General features: G+C 71.5%; 14 protein-coding genes. 8 read left to right on the top strand and 6 right to left on the bottom strand.

The features are described 5' to 3' along the window. The first annotated feature begins 109 nt into the window (after positions 1-109). Positions 110-1,513 (top strand): DUF2637 domain-containing protein, encoded by a 1,404-nt coding sequence (locus ACTMTU_RS24485; RefSeq protein ID WP_441265638.1) that lies wholly within the window; start codon positions 110-112, stop codon positions 1,511-1,513. A gap of 71 nt (positions 1,514-1,584) precedes the next feature. On the opposite strand, the gene ACTMTU_RS24480 is transcribed toward ACTMTU_RS24485, so the two are convergent. Together ACTMTU_RS24480 and lysS are read right to left on the bottom strand one after the other, a co-directional pair. Further along, entirely contained in the window at positions 1,585-1,782 is a 198-nt protein-coding gene (locus ACTMTU_RS24480) for a hypothetical protein (RefSeq protein WP_441265637.1), read from the bottom strand. Between the two features lie 130 nt (positions 1,783-1,912). Then, on the bottom strand, positions 1,913-3,646 hold the full coding sequence (gene lysS / locus ACTMTU_RS24475; protein WP_441265636.1) for a lysine--tRNA ligase: 1,734 nt from the start codon (positions 3,644-3,646) through the stop codon (positions 1,913-1,915). Positions 3,647-3,846: 200 nt separating this feature from the next. Between lysS and argS the strand changes: the two genes are divergently transcribed. Beyond that, positions 3,847-5,610: an arginine--tRNA ligase gene (gene argS, locus ACTMTU_RS24470; protein ID WP_441265635.1), complete on the top strand. Its 1,764-nt coding sequence runs from the start codon at positions 3,847-3,849 to the stop codon at positions 5,608-5,610. Between the two features lie 30 nt (positions 5,611-5,640). On the opposite strand, the gene ACTMTU_RS24465 is transcribed toward argS, so the two are convergent. Continuing rightward, a complete protein-coding gene (locus ACTMTU_RS24465; protein WP_441265634.1) occupies positions 5,641-7,041 on the bottom strand; it encodes a helix-turn-helix domain-containing protein in 1,401 nt (466 codons plus the stop codon). Between the two features lie 205 nt (positions 7,042-7,246). Here ACTMTU_RS24465 and ACTMTU_RS24460 point away from each other — a divergent pair, with 205 nt between their 5' ends. Then, the gene (locus ACTMTU_RS24460) at positions 7,247-7,999 is read left to right on the top strand and encodes a DUF4232 domain-containing protein (RefSeq protein WP_441265633.1); all 753 of its coding nucleotides are present in this window, start codon (positions 7,247-7,249) and stop codon (positions 7,997-7,999) included. A 60-nt stretch (positions 8,000-8,059) separates the two neighbouring features. Here ACTMTU_RS24460 and ACTMTU_RS24455 read toward each other — a convergent pair whose 3' ends face one another. Further along, positions 8,060-8,332, bottom strand: coding sequence for a DUF1876 domain-containing protein (locus ACTMTU_RS24455; RefSeq protein ID WP_441265632.1), 273 nt, complete (start codon positions 8,330-8,332; stop codon positions 8,060-8,062). A 205-nt stretch (positions 8,333-8,537) separates the two neighbouring features. Between ACTMTU_RS24455 and ACTMTU_RS24450 the strand changes: the two genes are divergently transcribed. The 3 genes from ACTMTU_RS24450 (at position 8,538) to ACTMTU_RS24440 (ending at position 14,058) form a co-directional block, all read left to right on the top strand. After that, positions 8,538-10,031, top strand: coding sequence for a carboxylesterase/lipase family protein (locus ACTMTU_RS24450; RefSeq protein ID WP_441265631.1), 1,494 nt, complete (start codon positions 8,538-8,540; stop codon positions 10,029-10,031). Between the two features lie 179 nt (positions 10,032-10,210). Then, positions 10,211-11,080 carry a glycoside hydrolase family 19 protein gene (locus ACTMTU_RS24445; protein WP_441265782.1) on the top strand — a complete coding sequence of 290 codons (870 nt, stop codon included), beginning with the start codon at positions 10,211-10,213 and terminating at the stop codon, positions 11,078-11,080. Between the two features lie 248 nt (positions 11,081-11,328). Beyond that, on the top strand, positions 11,329-14,058 hold the full coding sequence (locus ACTMTU_RS24440; protein WP_441265630.1) for an alpha/beta hydrolase family protein: 2,730 nt from the start codon (positions 11,329-11,331) through the stop codon (positions 14,056-14,058). Between the two features lie 8 nt (positions 14,059-14,066). On the opposite strand, the gene ACTMTU_RS24435 is transcribed toward ACTMTU_RS24440, so the two are convergent. After that, positions 14,067-14,465: an ATP-binding protein gene (locus ACTMTU_RS24435; RefSeq protein WP_441265629.1), complete on the bottom strand. Its 399-nt coding sequence runs from the start codon at positions 14,463-14,465 to the stop codon at positions 14,067-14,069. 153 nt (positions 14,466-14,618) lie between these two features. Between ACTMTU_RS24435 and ACTMTU_RS24430 the strand changes: the two genes are divergently transcribed. Together ACTMTU_RS24430 and ACTMTU_RS24425 are read left to right on the top strand one after the other, a co-directional pair. Then, positions 14,619-15,404, top strand: a complete 786-nt coding sequence (locus tag ACTMTU_RS24430; RefSeq protein WP_441265628.1) for a helix-turn-helix domain-containing protein — start codon at positions 14,619-14,621, stop codon at positions 15,402-15,404. Further along, the gene (locus tag ACTMTU_RS24425; protein WP_441265627.1) at positions 15,401-15,637 is read left to right on the top strand and encodes a DUF397 domain-containing protein; all 237 of its coding nucleotides are present in this window, start codon (positions 15,401-15,403) and stop codon (positions 15,635-15,637) included. Before ACTMTU_RS24430 ends, ACTMTU_RS24425 begins: the two co-directional genes overlap by 4 nt. Here ACTMTU_RS24425 and hemB read toward each other — a convergent pair. Further along, positions 15,621-16,622: a porphobilinogen synthase gene (hemB, locus tag ACTMTU_RS24420; protein WP_441265626.1), complete on the bottom strand. Its 1,002-nt coding sequence runs from the start codon at positions 16,620-16,622 to the stop codon at positions 15,621-15,623. The two genes, ACTMTU_RS24425 and hemB, sit on opposite strands and share 17 nt — an antisense overlap. Between the last annotated feature and the right edge of the window lie 38 nt (positions 16,623-16,660).

The raw sequence follows: 16,660 nt of genomic DNA, 5'->3' as shown, positions 1-16,660 counted from the left end.
GCCCGGAGGACCGGACTCCGGTGGCATGTGCCAGGCTGTGCCCGCCGGTTCAGGATCCGCGCAGGGGCCTGTGCGGAAATCCGGTCCAGGAATTGGGGAGGGGTCGCGGGTGGCCGCGATGCAGCTGACACGCACGCACCGAATACTCATCGGGGTCGTCGTCGCGGGCGCGTTGATCATCGCCGCGATCGGCTTCGCCGGGTCGTACGCCGCCGTGCGCGAGCTCGCGGAGCAGAAGGGCTTCGGCGACTTCTCCCTGGTCTTCCCCATCGGCATCGACGCCGGCATCTGTGTGCTGCTGGCGCTCGACCTGCTGCTGACGTGGATGCGGATACCTTTCCCGCTGCTGCGCCAGACGGCCTGGCTGCTGACCTTCGCGACGATCGCGTTCAACGGCGCGGCGGCGTGGCCGGATCCGCTCGGTGTCGGCATGCACGCCGTCATCCCGATCCTGTTCGTCGTGGCCGTCGAGGCGGCCAGGCACGCGGTGGGCCGGATCGCGGACATCACGGCCGACAAGCACATGGAGGGTGTGCGGCTCACCCGCTGGCTGCTCTCCCCCGTCCCGACGTTCAAGCTGTGGCGGCGGATGAAGCTGTGGGAGCTGCGCAGCTACGAGCAGGTGATCAAGCTCGAGCAGGACCGGCTGATCTACCAGGCCCGTCTTCAGGCACGTTTCGGCCGGGCATGGCGGCGCAAGGCCCCGATCGAGGCGCTGATGCCGCTGCGGCTGGCGAAGTTCGGCGTGCCGCTGGCGCAGACGGCCCCGGCCGGCCTGGCGGCCGCCGGCATCGAGCCGGTCCTGCTGCCCCCGGCGCCGGTGGCGCAGGCCGCGGCGCAGCCGGAGCTGCCGGTGGGCGGCGAGGCGGAGCAGCCGTCCCGGCGCCAGCCGGAGCGTGCGGTCGCGGCCCGGCGTGACGAGCCGGCTTCCGAGGTTCCCGGCGAGGAGCCGTACGAGGGTCCGGGCTCCCACGAGAGCCCGTGGTTCGCGGCTCCGCAGGTTCCGCAGGACGCGTACGAGCGCGCGTACAACCCGACGTACGTGGAGGGCCTGGAGCCGCACCCGGTGCCGGTCCCGGCGGGTCCCGGCCGCACGCGTCCGCTGGGCTCCGGGCCGTCGCCCGAGTCGCAGGCGCAGGACGGGCCGTACGAGCAGCAGGTTCCCTACGCCCCGCAGCAGGCGGTGCCGTATCAGCAGCCGTACGCCCGGCAGGAGCCGTCCGAGACCTACGCGGACAGCGGCGTAGAGGGTCCCGTGTCCTACGAGGAGCCCGCGTCCGAGCCCGCCCCCGACTACACGGCCGAGGACAAGGAGTTCGCGGAGCTCGCGTACCCGGTGTTCAGGACGTACGTCAAGGAGAACAACGACTGGCCGAAGGCCGACCACCTCGACATACTGCTCGCCGACCGCCACGGGGTGAACCACCCGCGCAGCGGGGCGCTGCTGCGTCGCCTGATGCCCGAGTTCAAGAACCGCCACCAGGCCGACCTGGAGGCCGAGCACATCGCGTGACGGGGCGGGCCCTCACGTCGAAGCCGCTTCGAGGCAGCCCCCACGTCACGCCCGCTTCTTGGCGGCCCAGGTCACGCCCGCTTCTTTGCTGCCTCCGCCGCGAGTGCGAGCGTCAGGCCCGCCACGGCCACGGCGATGTAGCCGGCCGCCGGGATCTCCCACCATTTGTGGAGCAGGCCCCAGGGCTTGTCGCCGAAGGTCAGGCCGGCCCAGCCCAGTACGCCCTGGACGCCGGTCACCCAGCCGATGATCGCCGCGATTTCCTTCATGCCTCCACCGTCTCCCGGTGCCGTGGCCGTTTCGTCGTGCGCACGGCGGATCCCGGGGTAGGCCGAAGGATGCAGAAACGCCGCAGGGCCCTCACCCCTCACGGGGCGAGGGCCCTGCCGGGCACGGTCGTCAGGCGGCCAGCAGTTTGCGGACCCGGTCCGCGCCCACTGCCAGCAGCAGTGTGGGCAGACGCGGTCCGGTCTCACGGCTGACGAGCAGGCGGTACAGCAGCGCGAAGAACGAGCGCTGGGCGATCTTCAGTTCCGGCGTGGGCTTGGCGTCCGGCTCCAGACCGGCCATCACCTTCGGCACGCCGTAGACGAGCGTGGTCAGGCCGTCCAGGGACCAGTGCGTGTCCAGGCCCTCGAGCAGCAGCCGCAGCGACTCGCGGCCCTCGTCGTCCAGGGTGGCGAGCAGCTCCGTGTCGGGCTCGGCGCGGACGACGGTGCGCTGGTCGGCCGGGACCTGGGTGGTGATCCAGTTCTCGGCGCGGTCCAGCCGCGGCCGTGCCTCGTCGAGCGAGGAGAGCGGGTTCGCCGGGTCGAGGTCGCTGAGGATGCGCAGGGTCTGCTCGTCGTGGCCGCCGGTGATGTCGACGACGGAGGCGAGCGTGCGGTAGGGCAGCGGGCGCGGGGTGCGCGGCAGCTCACCGGCGGCGGTGCGGACGGCCCGCGAGTACGCGGCGGCGTCGGCCGGCAGCGCGCTGCCGTCCTCGACCTTCGCGGCGAGCTTGTCCCACTCGTCGTAGAGCCGCTGGATCTCCTGGTCGAAGGCGATCTTGAAGGACTGGTTGGGCCTGCGGCGGGCGTACAGCCAGCGCAGCAGCGGCGCCTCCATGATCTTCAGTGCGTCGGCCGGGGTCGGCACACCGCCGCGCGACGACGACATCTTGGCCATGCCGCTGATGCCGACGAAGGCGTACATAGGGCCGATCGGCTGGACGCCGTCGAAGATCTCGCGGACGATCTGCCCGCCGACGACGAAGGACGAGCCCGGGGAGGAGTGGTCGACGCCGCTCGGCTCGAAGATCACTCCTTCGTAGGCCCAGCGCATCGGCCAGTCGACCTTCCAGACGAGCTTGCCGCGGTTGAACTCGCTCAGCCGGACGGTTTCGCTGAAGGTGCAGGCGGTGCAGGTGTAGGCCAGCTCGGTGGTCGTGTCGTCGTACGAGGTGACCGTGGTCAGGTCCTTGCCGCACTGCCCGCAGTAGGGCTTGTACGGGTAGTACCCGCCGGCGCCGCCGCTGCCGTCGTCCTCCGCGGCCGCGCCGGAACCCTCCGCCGCCTCGAGCTCGGCCTCGTCGACCGGCTTCTGCGACTTCTTCGCGGGGGCCTTCTTGGTGCGGTACTGGTCGAGGATCGCGTCGATGTCGCCGCGGTGCTTCATCGCGTGCAGGATCTGCTCGCGGTAGGCGCCCGACGTGTACTGCTCGGTCTGGCTGATCCCGTCGTACTCGACGCCCAGCTCGTCCAGGGCGGCGGTCATCGCAGCCTTGAAGTGCTCGGCCCAGTTCGGGTGGGCGGAGCCGGCGGGCGCGGGGACGGAGGTCAGCGGCTTGCCGATGTGCTCCGCCCAGGACTCGTCGATGCCCTCGACACCGGCCGGCACCTTGCGGTAGCGGTCGTAGTCGTCCCAGGAGATCAGATGGCGGACCTCGTGGCCGCGCCGCCGGATCTCGTCGGCGACCAGGTGCGGGGTCATGACCTCGCGGAGGTTGCCCAGGTGGATGGGGCCGGAGGGGGACAGTCCGGAGGCGACGACGACCGGTTTGCCAGGCGCACGTCGCTCCGACTCGGCGATGACCTCGTCCGCGAAACGGGAGACCCAGTCGGTCTCGGTGCTGCTCTGAGCCACGGTCGGCACGTCCTTCTTTCTCGAAGCTTCTCGAAGCTGGCTGAAGCTGGGGCGGAGCTGGGCGGAGCCGGAGCTCTCAGTCATTCTCCCAGACGGAGCAGCTCGCTCCGGGCTCTGCGGGGCGCGGCTCATTGTTCCGGGAAACCGCTTGTGTCTCCATGGGATACTTGACAACCGCAACAGACCTTCTCCTATCGGAACGGAAGCTCATGGCCTCGGTCCCTTCCCTCGCTTCGAATGTGCAGCAGCGCCTCGCGGACGCCCTCACGGCAGCCCTGCCGGAGGCCGGTGCCGCCGACCCCCTGCTGCGACGAAGCGACCGGGCCGACTTCCAGGCCAACGGCATCCTGGCGCTGGCCAAGAAGCTCAAGGGCAATCCCCGCGAGCTGGCGGCCAAGGTCGTGGACGCCATCGGCCCGAACGACGTCCTGGGGGACATCGAGGTCTCCGGCCCCGGCTTCCTTAACATCACGATCACCGACAAGGCGATCACGCGCACGCTGGCCGCGCGTGCGGCCGACGACCGTCTCGGCGTGCCCTTCGCCGCGGAGTCCGGCACCACGGTGATCGACTACGCGCAGCCGAACGTGGCCAAGGAGATGCACGTCGGTCATCTGCGGTCCGCCGTCATCGGTGACGCGATGGTGCAGATCCTGGAGTTCACCGGCGAGAAGGTGGTCCGTCGCCACCACATCGGCGACTGGGGCACCCAGTTCGGCATGCTCATCCAGTACCTGATCGAGCACCCGCACGAGCTGGACCACAGGGACGGCGTCTCCGGCGAGGAGGCGATGTCCAACCTGAACCGCCTCTACAAGGCCTCGCGCACCCTTTTCGACTCCGACGAGGAGTTCAAGGACCGGGCCCGGCGCCGGGTGGTGGACCTCCAGGCCGGCGACGAGGAGACCCTCGCGCTGTGGCAGAAGTTCGTCGACGAGTCGAAGATCTACTTCTACTCGGTCTTCGAGAAGCTCGACATGGAGATCCGTGACCCCGACATCGTCGGTGAGTCCGGGTACAACGACATGCTCGACGAGACCTGCCGCATCCTCGAGGAGTCCGGCGTCGCCGTGCGCTCCGAGGGCGCGCTGTGCGTGTTCTTCGACGACGTGAAGGGCCCCGACGGCAATCCGGTCCCGCTGATCGTGAAGAAGTCCAACGGCGGCTACGGCTACGCCGCGACGGACCTCTCCGCGATCCGCGACCGTGTGCAGAACCTCGGCGCGGACACCCTCGTGTACGTCGTCGACGCCCGTCAGTCCCTGCACTTCAAGATGGTCTTCGAGACCGCCCGCCGGGCCGGCTGGCTGAACGACAAGGTCAAGGCGGTCCAGCTGGCCTTCGGCACCGTGCTGGGCAAGGACGGCAAGCCGTTCAAGACCCGTGAGGGCGAGACGGTGCGGCTGGTGGACCTGCTGGACGAGGCGATCGACCGCGCGACGGCGGTGGTGCGCGAGAAGGCCGAGAAGGTGGGCCTGAGCGAGCAGGAGATCGTCGAGAACGGCCGGTACGTGGGCGTGGGTGCGGTGAAGTACGCCGACCTGTCGACGTCCGCGGTGCGCGACTACAAGTTCGACCTGGACCAGATGGTGTCGCTGAACGGCGACACGTCCGTGTACCTGCAGTACGCGTACGCCCGTATCCAGTCGATCAAGCGCAAGGCGGGCGACCGCAGCCCGGTCGCGCACCCGGAGCTCGCGCTCGCCCCGGCGGAGCGTGCGCTCGGTCTGCACCTGGACCAGTTCGGTGAGGTGCTGTCCGAGGTGGCGTCCTCGTACGAGCCGCACAAGCTGGCCGCGTACCTGTACCAGCTGGCCTCGCACCTGACGACGTTCTACGACCAGTGCCACGTGCTGAGCGCGGACAACCCGGCGGAGGTCGTGGAGAACCGCCTCTTCCTCGTCGACCTCACCGGGCGGACGCTGCACCAGGGCATGGCGCTGCTGGGCATCCGGACGCCCGAGCGTCTCTGATCACACCGTTCCACCCACTGGCCGGACGAGTCAGCGAGCCACCCACTCGCCCTTGTCCGGCCAGTAGTCGTACATGGGACGGCCTGCCGCGGCACTGGTACGGAACGGCCTGCCGCCGTCGTCCACGCGGACGGTCCCGCTCCGGTCACCGCTGCTCCAGGCGACCTCCAGATACCAGCTGACGTCGTGCCCCTCGGTGTGCACGTCGAAGTTGAGAACCTGCGGATCGTTCGACGCCACCTTGTACGGGAAGTCCTTGGCGGGCACGGTCAGATCGCCGTCCGTTCCCGCGACGGGCTTCACGACGGGGCGGCCCGCGTCGAGGTCGATGTCGAAGGTCTGCGGGGTGACGCCGCTGCCGCACCCCTCGCCCATCGAGTACGCGTTCCAGGCGAGCGCCGCGCCCCGGGCAACGGTCCGTACGTACACGGCGTTGATGACGACCGAATCCTCGGTCCTGCCGGTGGCGGTCAGCTGGAGCTGCATGTGGCCGGCGTCGACGCCGCCGAGCACGCTGGCCCAGCGCCGGCGGTCCTGCGGGGCGGGCGGCGGGGGGACACCGTCCGGCTTCCCCTCGAACAGGTAGTACTGCCCGCACGGCGACGCCCAGTTGTACGAACTGACCCCCACGCGCAGCGGCACGCCGCCGGTCCCGGCCGGGGCCTTGCCGTCCCCGGAGGCCTCCGTGGACGGGGTCGCGCTGCGAGGGGAGGCACTCGGGTCCGCGCTGCCGCTCGGTGAGGCGCTCGTCGAGGGTGAGGAGGCGCCGGTGACGGAGGCGGAACGGGACACGGCCCCGGTCGGCGCGGCGGCTGCGGCGGCGGGCCCGTCGGCCGAGGCGCCCGTGGCAGCCGTGTCCCTGGAGTCGCCGGAGTCGCTCGCGACGACTGCCACGGGGACGGCCAGCGCGACGACGGCGGCTGCGGCAAGGGCCACGAGGAGGGCCTTGCGCCGGGAGCGGTGGACGGTGCCTGGCCGCGGTCCGCCCTCGACGGTGGCGCCGGTGGCGGGCGGCGGAGCGGGCTCGTCCGCGGCGGGGGCGGAGGCCGCCTCGGCCGTGCCGCCGGTGTTCGCGCCGCCGTCCGTGACGCCGGTCCCGCGTCCCGCTTCCTCGTCGGCCGCGGCCTCCACGGCCGGCGCGGCGGCCGGGGTCGCCGTCTCCGCTCCGGCGCGTCCGCGTCGGCGGGCCTCGTCCGCGAGGATCCACCGCCGGTGCAGATCGACCAACTCCTCGCGCTGCGCACCGCACAGCCGGGCGAGCCGGTCGACGGACGCGAACTCGGCCGGAACTGCGTCGCCGTTGCAGTAGCGGTGCAGCGTCGACGTGCTGACGTGCAGCTTGGCGGCCAGCACTCCGTAGCTGAGTCCGGAGCGGTCCTTCAACTGCCGCAGCACGGCCGCGAGCTGGTCGGCCTCCGGCGTCGTCGCCACTGCTGTTCTCCCCCGTGTCGCCGGTGCCACGTCCCGGAACGGCGTTCCAGGGAAGGGCTTTTCACCCAGGTCAGAGTACTCGCAGGCATTCCGGCATCCCCAATGGTCCGGTCGGCGTTGCGGCCGGAATCCGCCCCTCGCCAACCTGTGACCACGCCGCAAGGCACAGACAGAGAACGACCTTCCAACGGGGAGAACAACCACCATGCGCACCAACCTGATCCGCACGACGGCCGTCGCCGCCACCGCCCTGATCGCGGCCCTCTCGCTCACCGCCTGCCAGAGCGACGACGACGCCCGGGACGAGGGCGCGGCCCCCTCCGCGAGTGCTCCCGCCCCGCAGAAGCCGACCCAGGACCCGACCGCGGACCCGAAGGCGTCCCCGACCTCGGACCCGGCCGGGTCCGCGAGCCCGTCGGCCGGCAAGCCGGCAGGCAACGGCAAGGGGAACAGCGGAGGCAACACCGGCGGCACGGGTGGCTCCGGCGGTTCCGCCGCCGGCTCCGGTGGCGGTACCGAGGATGCGGGCCCGGTCACGACCGCATGCGGCGCGGACGTGAAGGTCACCTACAGCACGGTGCGCCGACCCATCAACCACGCGCTGCTCACCATGACCAACACGGGCTCGAAGCCGTGCAACGCGTACCACGCGCCGCTGCTCCGCTTCGACGACGCGCAGGCCGCCACGGCCGTCAACCAGGACAGCAGGCCGCAGGCCGTCGTCACCATCGCCCCGGGCGAGTCCGCCTACGCCTCGATCATGCTCGCGGCGGCGGACGGCAGCGGGAGCGACGGCCGTACGGCCGCCCGGCTCGCCGTGCACTTCGCCCCGCGCAGCGGCTCCGGCTCGACCGACGCCGCCCCGGCCGTGATCAGCCTGCCGGCCGACACGTACACCGACACCACCACGACGGTCAGCTACTGGCAGGGCTCGATGGACGACGCCCTCATGTACTGATTCCTGTGCGGGCGATCGGGGGTCCCGGGACGGCCGGGGCCCCCGATCAGCGGCTCCCGCTCACCGCAGGAGCTGGTGGGACTGCCTTCCTGATGCCTGGTCGATCTCCGTGTGCGCCTTCTGGAGGAGCTGGGAAGCGAGGTCCATCAGCGCACGGGCGCCGGCGATCTCCTCACCGACGAGCAGTTGTGGCTGGTCGGAGTGGTGCCGATTGGCGTTTCCGTGCCCGCGGTACTCCGTCCCGTCACCGAGCCTCACCATGGCGGCCGCCCTGGTCCGGTCGCCCTCCTCCTTGAACTCCATCTCGATGTGCCATCCGACGAGTGTCTGCATGACGGTTCACCTCCAGCGGTACCCCTTCAAGGGTGCGCCGCACGGCCCCTGAACGCGAGTGCGCGCCCCGGAAACACCGGCGGGCGCACGGCCCGCGGTCCTGCCGGTGGGACCAGGCCCCCCACCCGGGGTGCACCTGACGACACCCGCGGTACGGGGGTGCGTCGGCTGCCCGCGGCCACGCCGCCTCCGTAGCGTCATGCGCATGTCGAAAGCAACCGTAGTGATCGCCGCCGTCGCCGCCCTCACGGCCGGCGCCCTGACCGGCGCAGACGCCCCCGGCGGGGCCGCCGCCGGTACCTCCCCCGTCGTGCGCACGGCGGACGGCGCGGTACGCGGCACCCTCACCGGGACCGCCCGCGTCTTCCAGGGCATCCCGTACGCCGCCCCACCCGCGCGCTGGGAGCCGCCCCGGCCCGTGCGCGCCTGGCGGGGCGTACGGGACGCGACCGAGCCGGGAGCGGCGTGCGCGCAGTCCGGCTCCGTCCCGGTCAAGGGCCCGCGGAGCGACGCCGAGGACTGCCTCTTCGTCAACGTCACGACTCCGCGCGCCACCGCGCCGTCGCCCCGTCCGGTCATGGTCTGGCTGCACGGCGGGGACCACGAGGACGGCGAGGGGGCGATGTACGGGGCGCAGCGTCTCGCGGCGGGCGGCGATGTCGTGGTCGTGACGGTCAACTACCGGCTCGGGGCCCTCGGCTACCTGGGCGACGGCAACTTCGGTCTCCAGGACCAGCAAGCGGCCCTGCGCTGGGTCCGGGCGAACGTGGCGGCCTTCGGCGGCGACCCGGGCAACGTGACGCTGTTCGGCGAGTCGGGCGGCGCCCGCAGTGTCTGCGCGAACCTGGTCTCGCCCGCGTCGGCGGGCCTGTTCCACCGGGCGGTCCTGCAGAGCGGCCCGTGCCTGGACGACGACGGGACCCTGACCCGCGCCGAGGCCCTGCGTCACGCGCGGCACCTGGAAGACAAGTTCGAGCAGCCCCTGCGCACGGTGTCCGCGGCGGAGCTGGTGGCGGCGGACGACGAGGAGACCCGCTACGGCCCTGCCTACGGCACCCGGCTGCTGCCCCGCACCCCCCGCGAGGCGTTCGCGTCCGGACGTTTCAACCGCGTGCCCGTACTGCACGGCATCAACCGCGACGAGGAGACGTTCCGCGTGTACGGCCTGGAGCTGGTCCGGCAGCGGCTGCTCGACGAGCGGGACTTCCGTGCGTACGTGACGGGCGTTTACGGCGCGGAGGTCGCGGAGAGGGCTCTCACGCGGTATCCGGCGAGTGCGTACGGCGGCTCGTACGGGCGGGCGCTCGCGGCGGCCATGACGGACGCCGTCTGGGGACGTCCGGCGATCGTCACCAATGACGCCCTGGGCGCGCGAACGCCGACGTACGCCTACGCGTTCTCCGAGCAGGACAACCCGTGGTTCAAGGACTTCCCGCGGGCGAGCTTCCCGGTCGGCGCACCGCACCTCGCCGAGCTCCCATATCTGTTCGACCTCGACTGGTCCGAACCGCTGACGGCGGAGCAGCGGCGCCTGGCCGCCGCGCTGACCGGAATCTGGTCGGACTTCGCGCGCACCGGCCGCGCCCCGTGGAAGCCGTACACGCCGGACGCGCCGCACACCGCGGCCGTCTCGTCCGAAGGCGTCCGCCCCACGGATCTCGCGAAGGAGCACAACTACTCCTTCTGGAAGGACCTCTGAGACCGCTGAACGGCCGGGACTTACCCGGAAGTCACATTGGTCTATACCTTGACTCGATCACGTCAATCGCGCTTGAGTGTGCGCACAGCCCCCCACCGCGGCCGCGCCCGGAGAGCAACTACCGCTCCGGGTACGGCCGTTGCGCTCAAAGGAGTGATCGAGTGCTGAGAACCCGCCTCATGGCACTGCTGACCGCCGTCCTCATGGCCACCGGTCTGGCCGTCGCCCTGACACCCTCCGCGTCCGCCGCCGGCCCGTGCGACACCGCCACGGACTGGCGACAGGGCGCCTGGTACACGGCTGGCAACGTTGTCAGGTACAACGGCTCCTACTACATAGCGGAGCATGACAACCCGGGCTACAGCCCGACGATCAGCACCTGGTACTGGGACCCGTACACCTGCAGCGGCGGCGGCACCCCGTCCCCGTCCGGCTTCGTGGTCAGCGAGTCGCAGTTCAACCAGATGTTCCCGAACCGGAACCCCTTCTACACGTACAGCGGCCTCACCGCGGCCCTGAGCGCCTACCCGGCGTTCGCCAACACCGGCAGCGACACGGTGAAGAAGCAGGAGGCGGCGGCGTTCCTCGCCAACGTCAGTCACGAGACCGGCGGCCTGGTCCACATCGTCGAGCAGAACACCGCCAACTACCCGCACTACTGCGACTGGAGCCAGCCCTACGGCTGTCCTGCCGGACAGGCGGCCTACTACGGCCGCGGCCCGATCCAGCTCAGCTGGAACTTCAACTACAAGGCCGCGGGTGACGCGCTCGGCATCGACCTGCTGAACAACCCGTGGCGGGTGGAGCGCGAGGCGGCCGTCGCCTGGAAGACCGGCCTGTGGTACTGGAACACCCAGAACGGCCCGGGCACGATGACCGGCCACAACGCCATGGTCAACCAGGCGGGCTTCGGTCACACGATCCGCTCGATCAACGGCTCCCTGGAGTGCGACGGCAAGAACCCGGCGCAGGTTCAGAGCCGGGTGACCAAGTACCAGCAGTTCACGCAGATCCTGGGCGTGCCGACCGGCTCCAACCTCTACTGCTGAGCCGCCGGACCTCATGAACGGGCCGCGGACCGGGGAGACGACGTCCCCCGGCCGCGGCCGCACCATGTCACGGGCCTCCGACCGCACAGATCCGGCCGAAACCTTCCGCACAGGCAGCCCTCACGTTCTTCTCCCCGTCCTCCGGGGTCGAGAGGCACCCGGGACAACCGGGCGCCCTACCCACGGGGTTGAGGAGGGGAACGTTGATACGTGCCCGGAGGATATGGGCCACCGCGACAGCGGTGCTCATGGCGGTAGGGGCGGCGCCGGCAGCGGCGCAGGCCGTCCAGCCGCCCGAAGTTCGCCGCGCCACGGCGGCGAACGGCAACGAAGCGCTGCCGCCCGGCTGGCGGATCACCCATGACGACGGACAGAGCGCACTGGAGTGGCGCTCGCCGCGTCCCGTCCCCCCGGGTGACGCGCGCGTCGAGTTCCACGCGGACGACAGGATCGTCGGCGTGCCCGAGGCCGGCAAGGACGGACGGACCTTCCGCCTGCCCCTCGACGACGCGCGGACGACCGACCCGGCGGACCTGAGGAACCTGAGCGTGCTGGCGGGCGGCCGCCGCCTGGACCAGGAGCCCGGCGGCGACTCCGGCGCCCGCGGGACCGTGCCGGCCGCGAAGCCACCGGCCGAGTTCCCGCCGGGAGCCGTCGACCCCGGCCGGCCGGGCACCTACCGGACGACCACGGGAGAGTACACGCTCGACCCGGTCCGCCTGCCCGGTTTCGCGAAACCGGTCGAGATGCGCGCCGTCGTGGTCGCCCCGAAGGGCGCCCCCGGCAAGCGCCCCCTCGCGCTGTTCCTGCACGGTCGGCACGCCACCTGCTACGTCCCGGGCAAGGACGACGAGGTGACGATCGACTGGCCCTGCGCCAAGGGCGCGAAGCCGATCCCCAGCCACCGTGGCTACCTGCGCGACCAGCAGCTCCTGGCCTCCCAGGGCTATGTGACCGTGTCCGTCTCCGCGAACGGCGTCAACGGCCAGGACGGGGACGTCGAGGACGGCGGCGCGCAGGCGCGATCCTCCCTGGTGCGGTCGCATCTGGCCCGCTGGGCGGACTGGGCCGCGAAGCCCGCCACCGCCCCCGGCCCGGTACGCCAGGCCCCGAAGGCCGACCTGTCCCGTGTCCTGCTCGTCGGCCACTCGCGCGGCGGCGAGGGCGTCAACCGCGCGGCCATGGACAGTCTGTATCCGCCCGCCCCCGCCCAGGACGGCTACCGCGGCAAGGTGCGCTGGCACATCCGCGGGACCGTGCTCATCGGCCCGACGATCTTCGGCCACAACCCGGTGCCGGACGTCCCGTCGCTGACGATCCTGCCGGGCTGCGACGGCGACGTCTCCGACCTCCAGGGCCAGGTGTACGCCGACGGGACCCGCGGCGTCAGCCGGGGCAAGGCCCTGCACAGCGCGGTGTACATGGTCGGCGCGAACCACAACTACTTCAACAGCGAGTGGACCCCGGGCCAGGCCCAGGCCCCCGCCGACGACGACTTCTGGCCCGACCCCGAACAGCCGGACCCGGTCTGCTCGCCGGGGACCGCGACCCGGCTGACCGCCGACCAGCAGCACCGGGCCGGCGCCACCTACATCGCCGCCGCCGCACGTCTGTTCGTCGCCGGGGACGACCGGGTGCGCGAACTGCTCGACGGCACGGGCCGCCGGGCCCCCTCCGCCGACCCCGCCCGTGTACTGACCCACGCCGTCGGCGCGAACCGCGACGCCGGGTTCCTCCCCGACGGAGCCGTGACCGTGACCGGCGGCCGGCTGTGCGACGCGATCGACCCGGAGACCTCCTGCCTGGACAGCGAAGCGGGCTCCTCGCCACACTTCGCGCACTGGCAGCCCGAGCGCGAGACCGGCCGCCGCGCGGTGGCGCTGAACTGGTCCGCACCGGGCTCCGCGGTGACCGTCCGGCCCGCAAAGCCGCTCTCCCTCAAGGGCGCCGACAGCCTCGCGCTGCGCGTCATCGTGCCGCCGAACACCACCGGGACGCAGTTGGACGTGGCCGTCACCGACGCCTCCGGCAAACGGGCGAAGCTGGGCGGTGTCCGGGTGGACGGGCTGCCCGGCAGCGACCGCACCGCCTCCTACTGGGCACGTGAGGTGCGCGTGCCCCTCACCGCCGCCGCACGCGCCGGGCTCGATCTGCGCCGGGTCGCCGCCCTGGAGCTGACCCCGCGTACCCGCTCCGGCAAGGCGTGGCTGATGGACGCCTGGGCCTGGAGCCCCGGCACACCCGCAGTCCGTGAGGCCCCGCTGACCCGGATCGACCTCGGTCGGCTCAAGGTCAAGGAAGGCGACTCCGGCGTCCGCACATACCAGGTGCCCGTCCGGGTGTCCGGCAAGAGCAGCGGTACGGTGCGCGTGTATGTCGTCGACCCGGCCACGGGCCGGGCGAAGGACCGGCTGGTGACGGTCCGGCCCGGCGCCGGGGGCATCGACGTGCCGGTGAAGGTGAAGGGCAACACGCGCTACTCCTGGGACACCTCCCACGACGTGCTGGTGAAGGCGGTCCGCGGGACCGTCGTCGGCTCGTCCGCCGGAGGTGTCACGGCCGAGAACGACGACCCGATGCCGGAGATCTCATGGAAGCCGGTCGCCGACGAGGTGACCGAGGGCAAGCCCCTGACGTGGCGGATGTCCCTCTCGGCCCCCGCCGACGTCGAGCTGACGAGCACACTCCGGATCATGCCCGTCAGCGGCCGCCCCGAGCTGTCCACCAAGGACGTCGACCGGCAGTGGCTCCTCGACATGTTCGGGGACGTCCCCGACGGTGAGGTCCCGCTGTCCAAGCTGGAGTGGCCGTACGTGTGGGCCTCGGTACCGCCCGGGAGCACCGGCGCGGAGGTGACCGTGCCCACGGTGGCCGACGGGGTGACCGAGCCGGCCGAGCACGTGGGCCTCCAGCCCACCGACGACGAGGGCGCGCCGCAGGGCCCCGCCCTCACCGGCACGGTGCTCGACACGCCGTAGGACGCCGTTCACGGCCGCGCGAACTCGCACCACACCACCTTGCCGGGTTCGCGCGGCCCGATCCCCCACCTGTCGACCAGCGCGGCCACCAGCAGCAGGCCGCGCCCCGACTCACCGTCCGGGGTCCGCACGCCGGGCCTCCCGCCCCCGCTGTCGTGCACCTCGACGCGCAGCGTCCCGTCCTCCGACAGCCGGAGCCGCAGCAGATACCCGCGGCCCGGCGGCACACCGTGCACCAGCGCGTTCGTCGCGAGCTCGCTCACGCAGAGCGTGATGTCGTCCGCCCGCGCGCCCCATCCCCACGCGGCCAGCGCCTGGCGGGCGAACTCCCGCGCCGTACCGACGGATCGGCGCTCGCGACGGCAGAACACCTCGCGCAGTTCCTCGTGTTGCATCGTCCTGTCCACGGGCACGAGATTCGCGGTCCGGGCGGCGACCGCGGCACTCCGCCGACCCGTACGTTTGATTTGTACGGGTCGTTCAGGCGTAACGTACGGGCCGGTCCGGGGAGTTGGTGAGGCATGCACCCCAGGAGACGCCACCGGAAGAACGCGTCGGCGATGCGGCTGGTCGGCCGCCAGCTCGCCCGCTTCCGCGAGGCCGCAGGCCTCACGCAACGCGAACTCGCGACGGAGTTCAACCTCGCCGAGGAGACCGTCGCCTCCATGGAACAGGGCCGCCGCCCACTGAAGCCGGACCTCGCGCAGAGACTCGACGACCGCCTCGACACGAAGGGCGCGCTGTCGGTCGCGGTGGAGCACATGCCGGAGGTGGACCTGATCCCGGCATGGGCGGAGGAGTTCGTCGACCAGGAGCGCGAAGCGCTTGCCTTGTCCTCCTACGAAAACCAGGTGATTCCAGGCCAGTTGCAGACCGCTCACTACGCGAGAGCGGTGTTCCGCAGCCGTATACCGATCATCGGCAAGGAGGAAATCGAGGCGCAGACCGAGATCCGCTTGCAGCGCCAGGAATTACTGCGCAGCACCCCGCCGAGGAACCTGAGCTTCGTCATTTGGGAGGCGGTGCTCCAAGTGCGCCTCGGCGGCGACTCCGTCTACCGCGACCAGCTCCGGCACTTGAGAAGTTTGGCGGAACTGCCCGGCATGACCTTGCAGGTGATGCCGTTCGCCCACACCACGCACCCCGCCCTCGACGGGCCGTTCGTACTGCTCGAGACGCCTGAGCACCAGCACCTCGCCTACACGGAGACGCAACGCGGCAGCCAACTGGTGTCCGACCCTGACGAGGTCAGCATCCTGACGCAGAGGTATGCGATGCTGCGGACGCTGGCCCTCAACCCGGAAGATACGAAGGGCCTGCTGGACCGGCTGCTAGGAGAGGTATGAGCACCGCACTGAAGTGGTTCAAGTCGAGCTACAGCGGCAGCGACGGCGGCAACTGCCTCGAAGTGGCCTATCACTGGCGCAAGTCCAGCCACAGCGGCAGCGAGGGTGGGCAGTGCGTCGAGGTCGCCACCCACCCCGCCGCGATCCACGTCCGCGACTCCAAGAACCCCGGCGGCCCGAGCCTCACGCTCGCCCCGGCCGCCTGGGCGTCCTTCGTCAGCGACCTGCGCTGATCCCCTGGGCGACCTCGGTCGCCCAGTACGTCAGGATCATGCTCGCGCCTGCCCGCTTGATGCCGAGCAGGGTCTCCGCGATCGCCTTGTCCCGGTCGATCCAGCCCTTCTCCGCCGCGGCCTCGACCATCGCGTACTCGCCGCTGATCTGGTAGGCCGCGACCGGCACGTCCACCGACTCCGCGACCTTCGCCAGGACGTCCAGGTAGGGGCCCGCGGGCTTGACCATGACCATATCGGCGCCCTCCTCGAGGTCGAGCGCCAGCTCGCGCAGCGACTCGCGGACGTTGGCCGGGTCCTGCTGGTAGGTCTTGCGGTCGCCCTGGAGCGACGAGCCGACGGCCTCACGGAAGGGGCCGTAGAAGGCGGAGGAGTACTTAACGGTGTACGCGAGGATCGAGACGTCCTCCTTGCCGATGGTGTCGAGCGCGTCGCGGACGACACCGATCTGGCCGTCCATCATTCCGCTCGGGCCGACGACGTGGACGCCGGCGTCCGCCTGGACCTGCGCCATCTCGGCGTAGCGCTCGAGGGTGGCGTCATTGTCGACGCGGCCGTCCGCCGCGAGGACCCCGCAGTGGCCGTGGTCGGTGTACTCGTCCAGGCACAGGTCGGACATGATCACGAGCTCGTCGCCGACCTCGGCCTTCACGTCCCGGATCGCGACCTGGAGGATGCCGTCCGGGTCGGTGCCGGCGGTGCCGAGCGCGTCCTTCTTCGCGTCCTCGGGCACGCCGAAGAGCATGATCCCGGCCACGCCTGCCTCTCGGGCCTCCACGGCGGCCTTGCGGAGCGTGTCGCGGGTGTGCTGGACGACTCCGGGCATGGCCGAGATGGGCACGGGCTCGCCGATGCCCTCCCGTACGAACGCGGGGAGGATCAGGTCGGCCGGGTGCAGGCGCGTCTCCGCGACCATGCGCCGCATCGCGGGGGTGGTCCGGAGCCGCCGGGGGCGGGCACCGGGGAAGGATCCGTACGCAGTCATACGGCCACGCTACGCCTGTGGGACGGGTGCGAATGCCG

Source organism: Streptomyces sp. OZ13 (assembly GCF_052068155.1).
Classification (GTDB): Bacteria; Actinomycetota; Actinomycetes; order Streptomycetales; family Streptomycetaceae; genus Streptomyces.
This window is presented reverse-complemented; position numbering and strand designations above follow the sequence as displayed.

What these genes read in the sequence shown, in the direction of transcription:
- ACTMTU_RS24445 (WP_441265782.1), top strand. Translation starts at nt 10,211, where the DNA reads ATGGCACTGCTGACCGCCGTCCTCATGGCCACCGGTCTGGCCGTCGCC.
- argS (WP_441265635.1), top strand. Translation starts at nt 3,847, where the DNA reads ATGGCCTCGGTCCCTTCCCTCGCTTCGAATGTGCAGCAGCGCCTCGCG.
- ACTMTU_RS24450 (WP_441265631.1), top strand. Translation starts at nt 8,538, where the DNA reads ATGTCGAAAGCAACCGTAGTGATCGCCGCCGTCGCCGCCCTCACGGCC.
- ACTMTU_RS24455 (WP_441265632.1), bottom strand. Translation starts at nt 8,332, where the DNA reads ATGCAGACACTCGTCGGATGGCACATCGAGATGGAGTTCAAGGAGGAG.
- hemB (WP_441265626.1), bottom strand. Translation starts at nt 16,622, where the DNA reads ATGACTGCGTACGGATCCTTCCCCGGTGCCCGCCCCCGGCGGCTCCGG.
- ACTMTU_RS24440 (WP_441265630.1), top strand. Translation starts at nt 11,329, where the DNA reads ATGGCGGTAGGGGCGGCGCCGGCAGCGGCGCAGGCCGTCCAGCCGCCC.
- ACTMTU_RS24430 (WP_441265628.1), top strand. Translation starts at nt 14,619, where the DNA reads ATGCGGCTGGTCGGCCGCCAGCTCGCCCGCTTCCGCGAGGCCGCAGGC.
- ACTMTU_RS24460 (WP_441265633.1), top strand. Translation starts at nt 7,247, where the DNA reads ATGCGCACCAACCTGATCCGCACGACGGCCGTCGCCGCCACCGCCCTG.
- ACTMTU_RS24425 (WP_441265627.1), top strand. Translation starts at nt 15,401, where the DNA reads ATGAGCACCGCACTGAAGTGGTTCAAGTCGAGCTACAGCGGCAGCGAC.
- ACTMTU_RS24480 (WP_441265637.1), bottom strand. Translation starts at nt 1,782, where the DNA reads ATGAAGGAAATCGCGGCGATCATCGGCTGGGTGACCGGCGTCCAGGGC.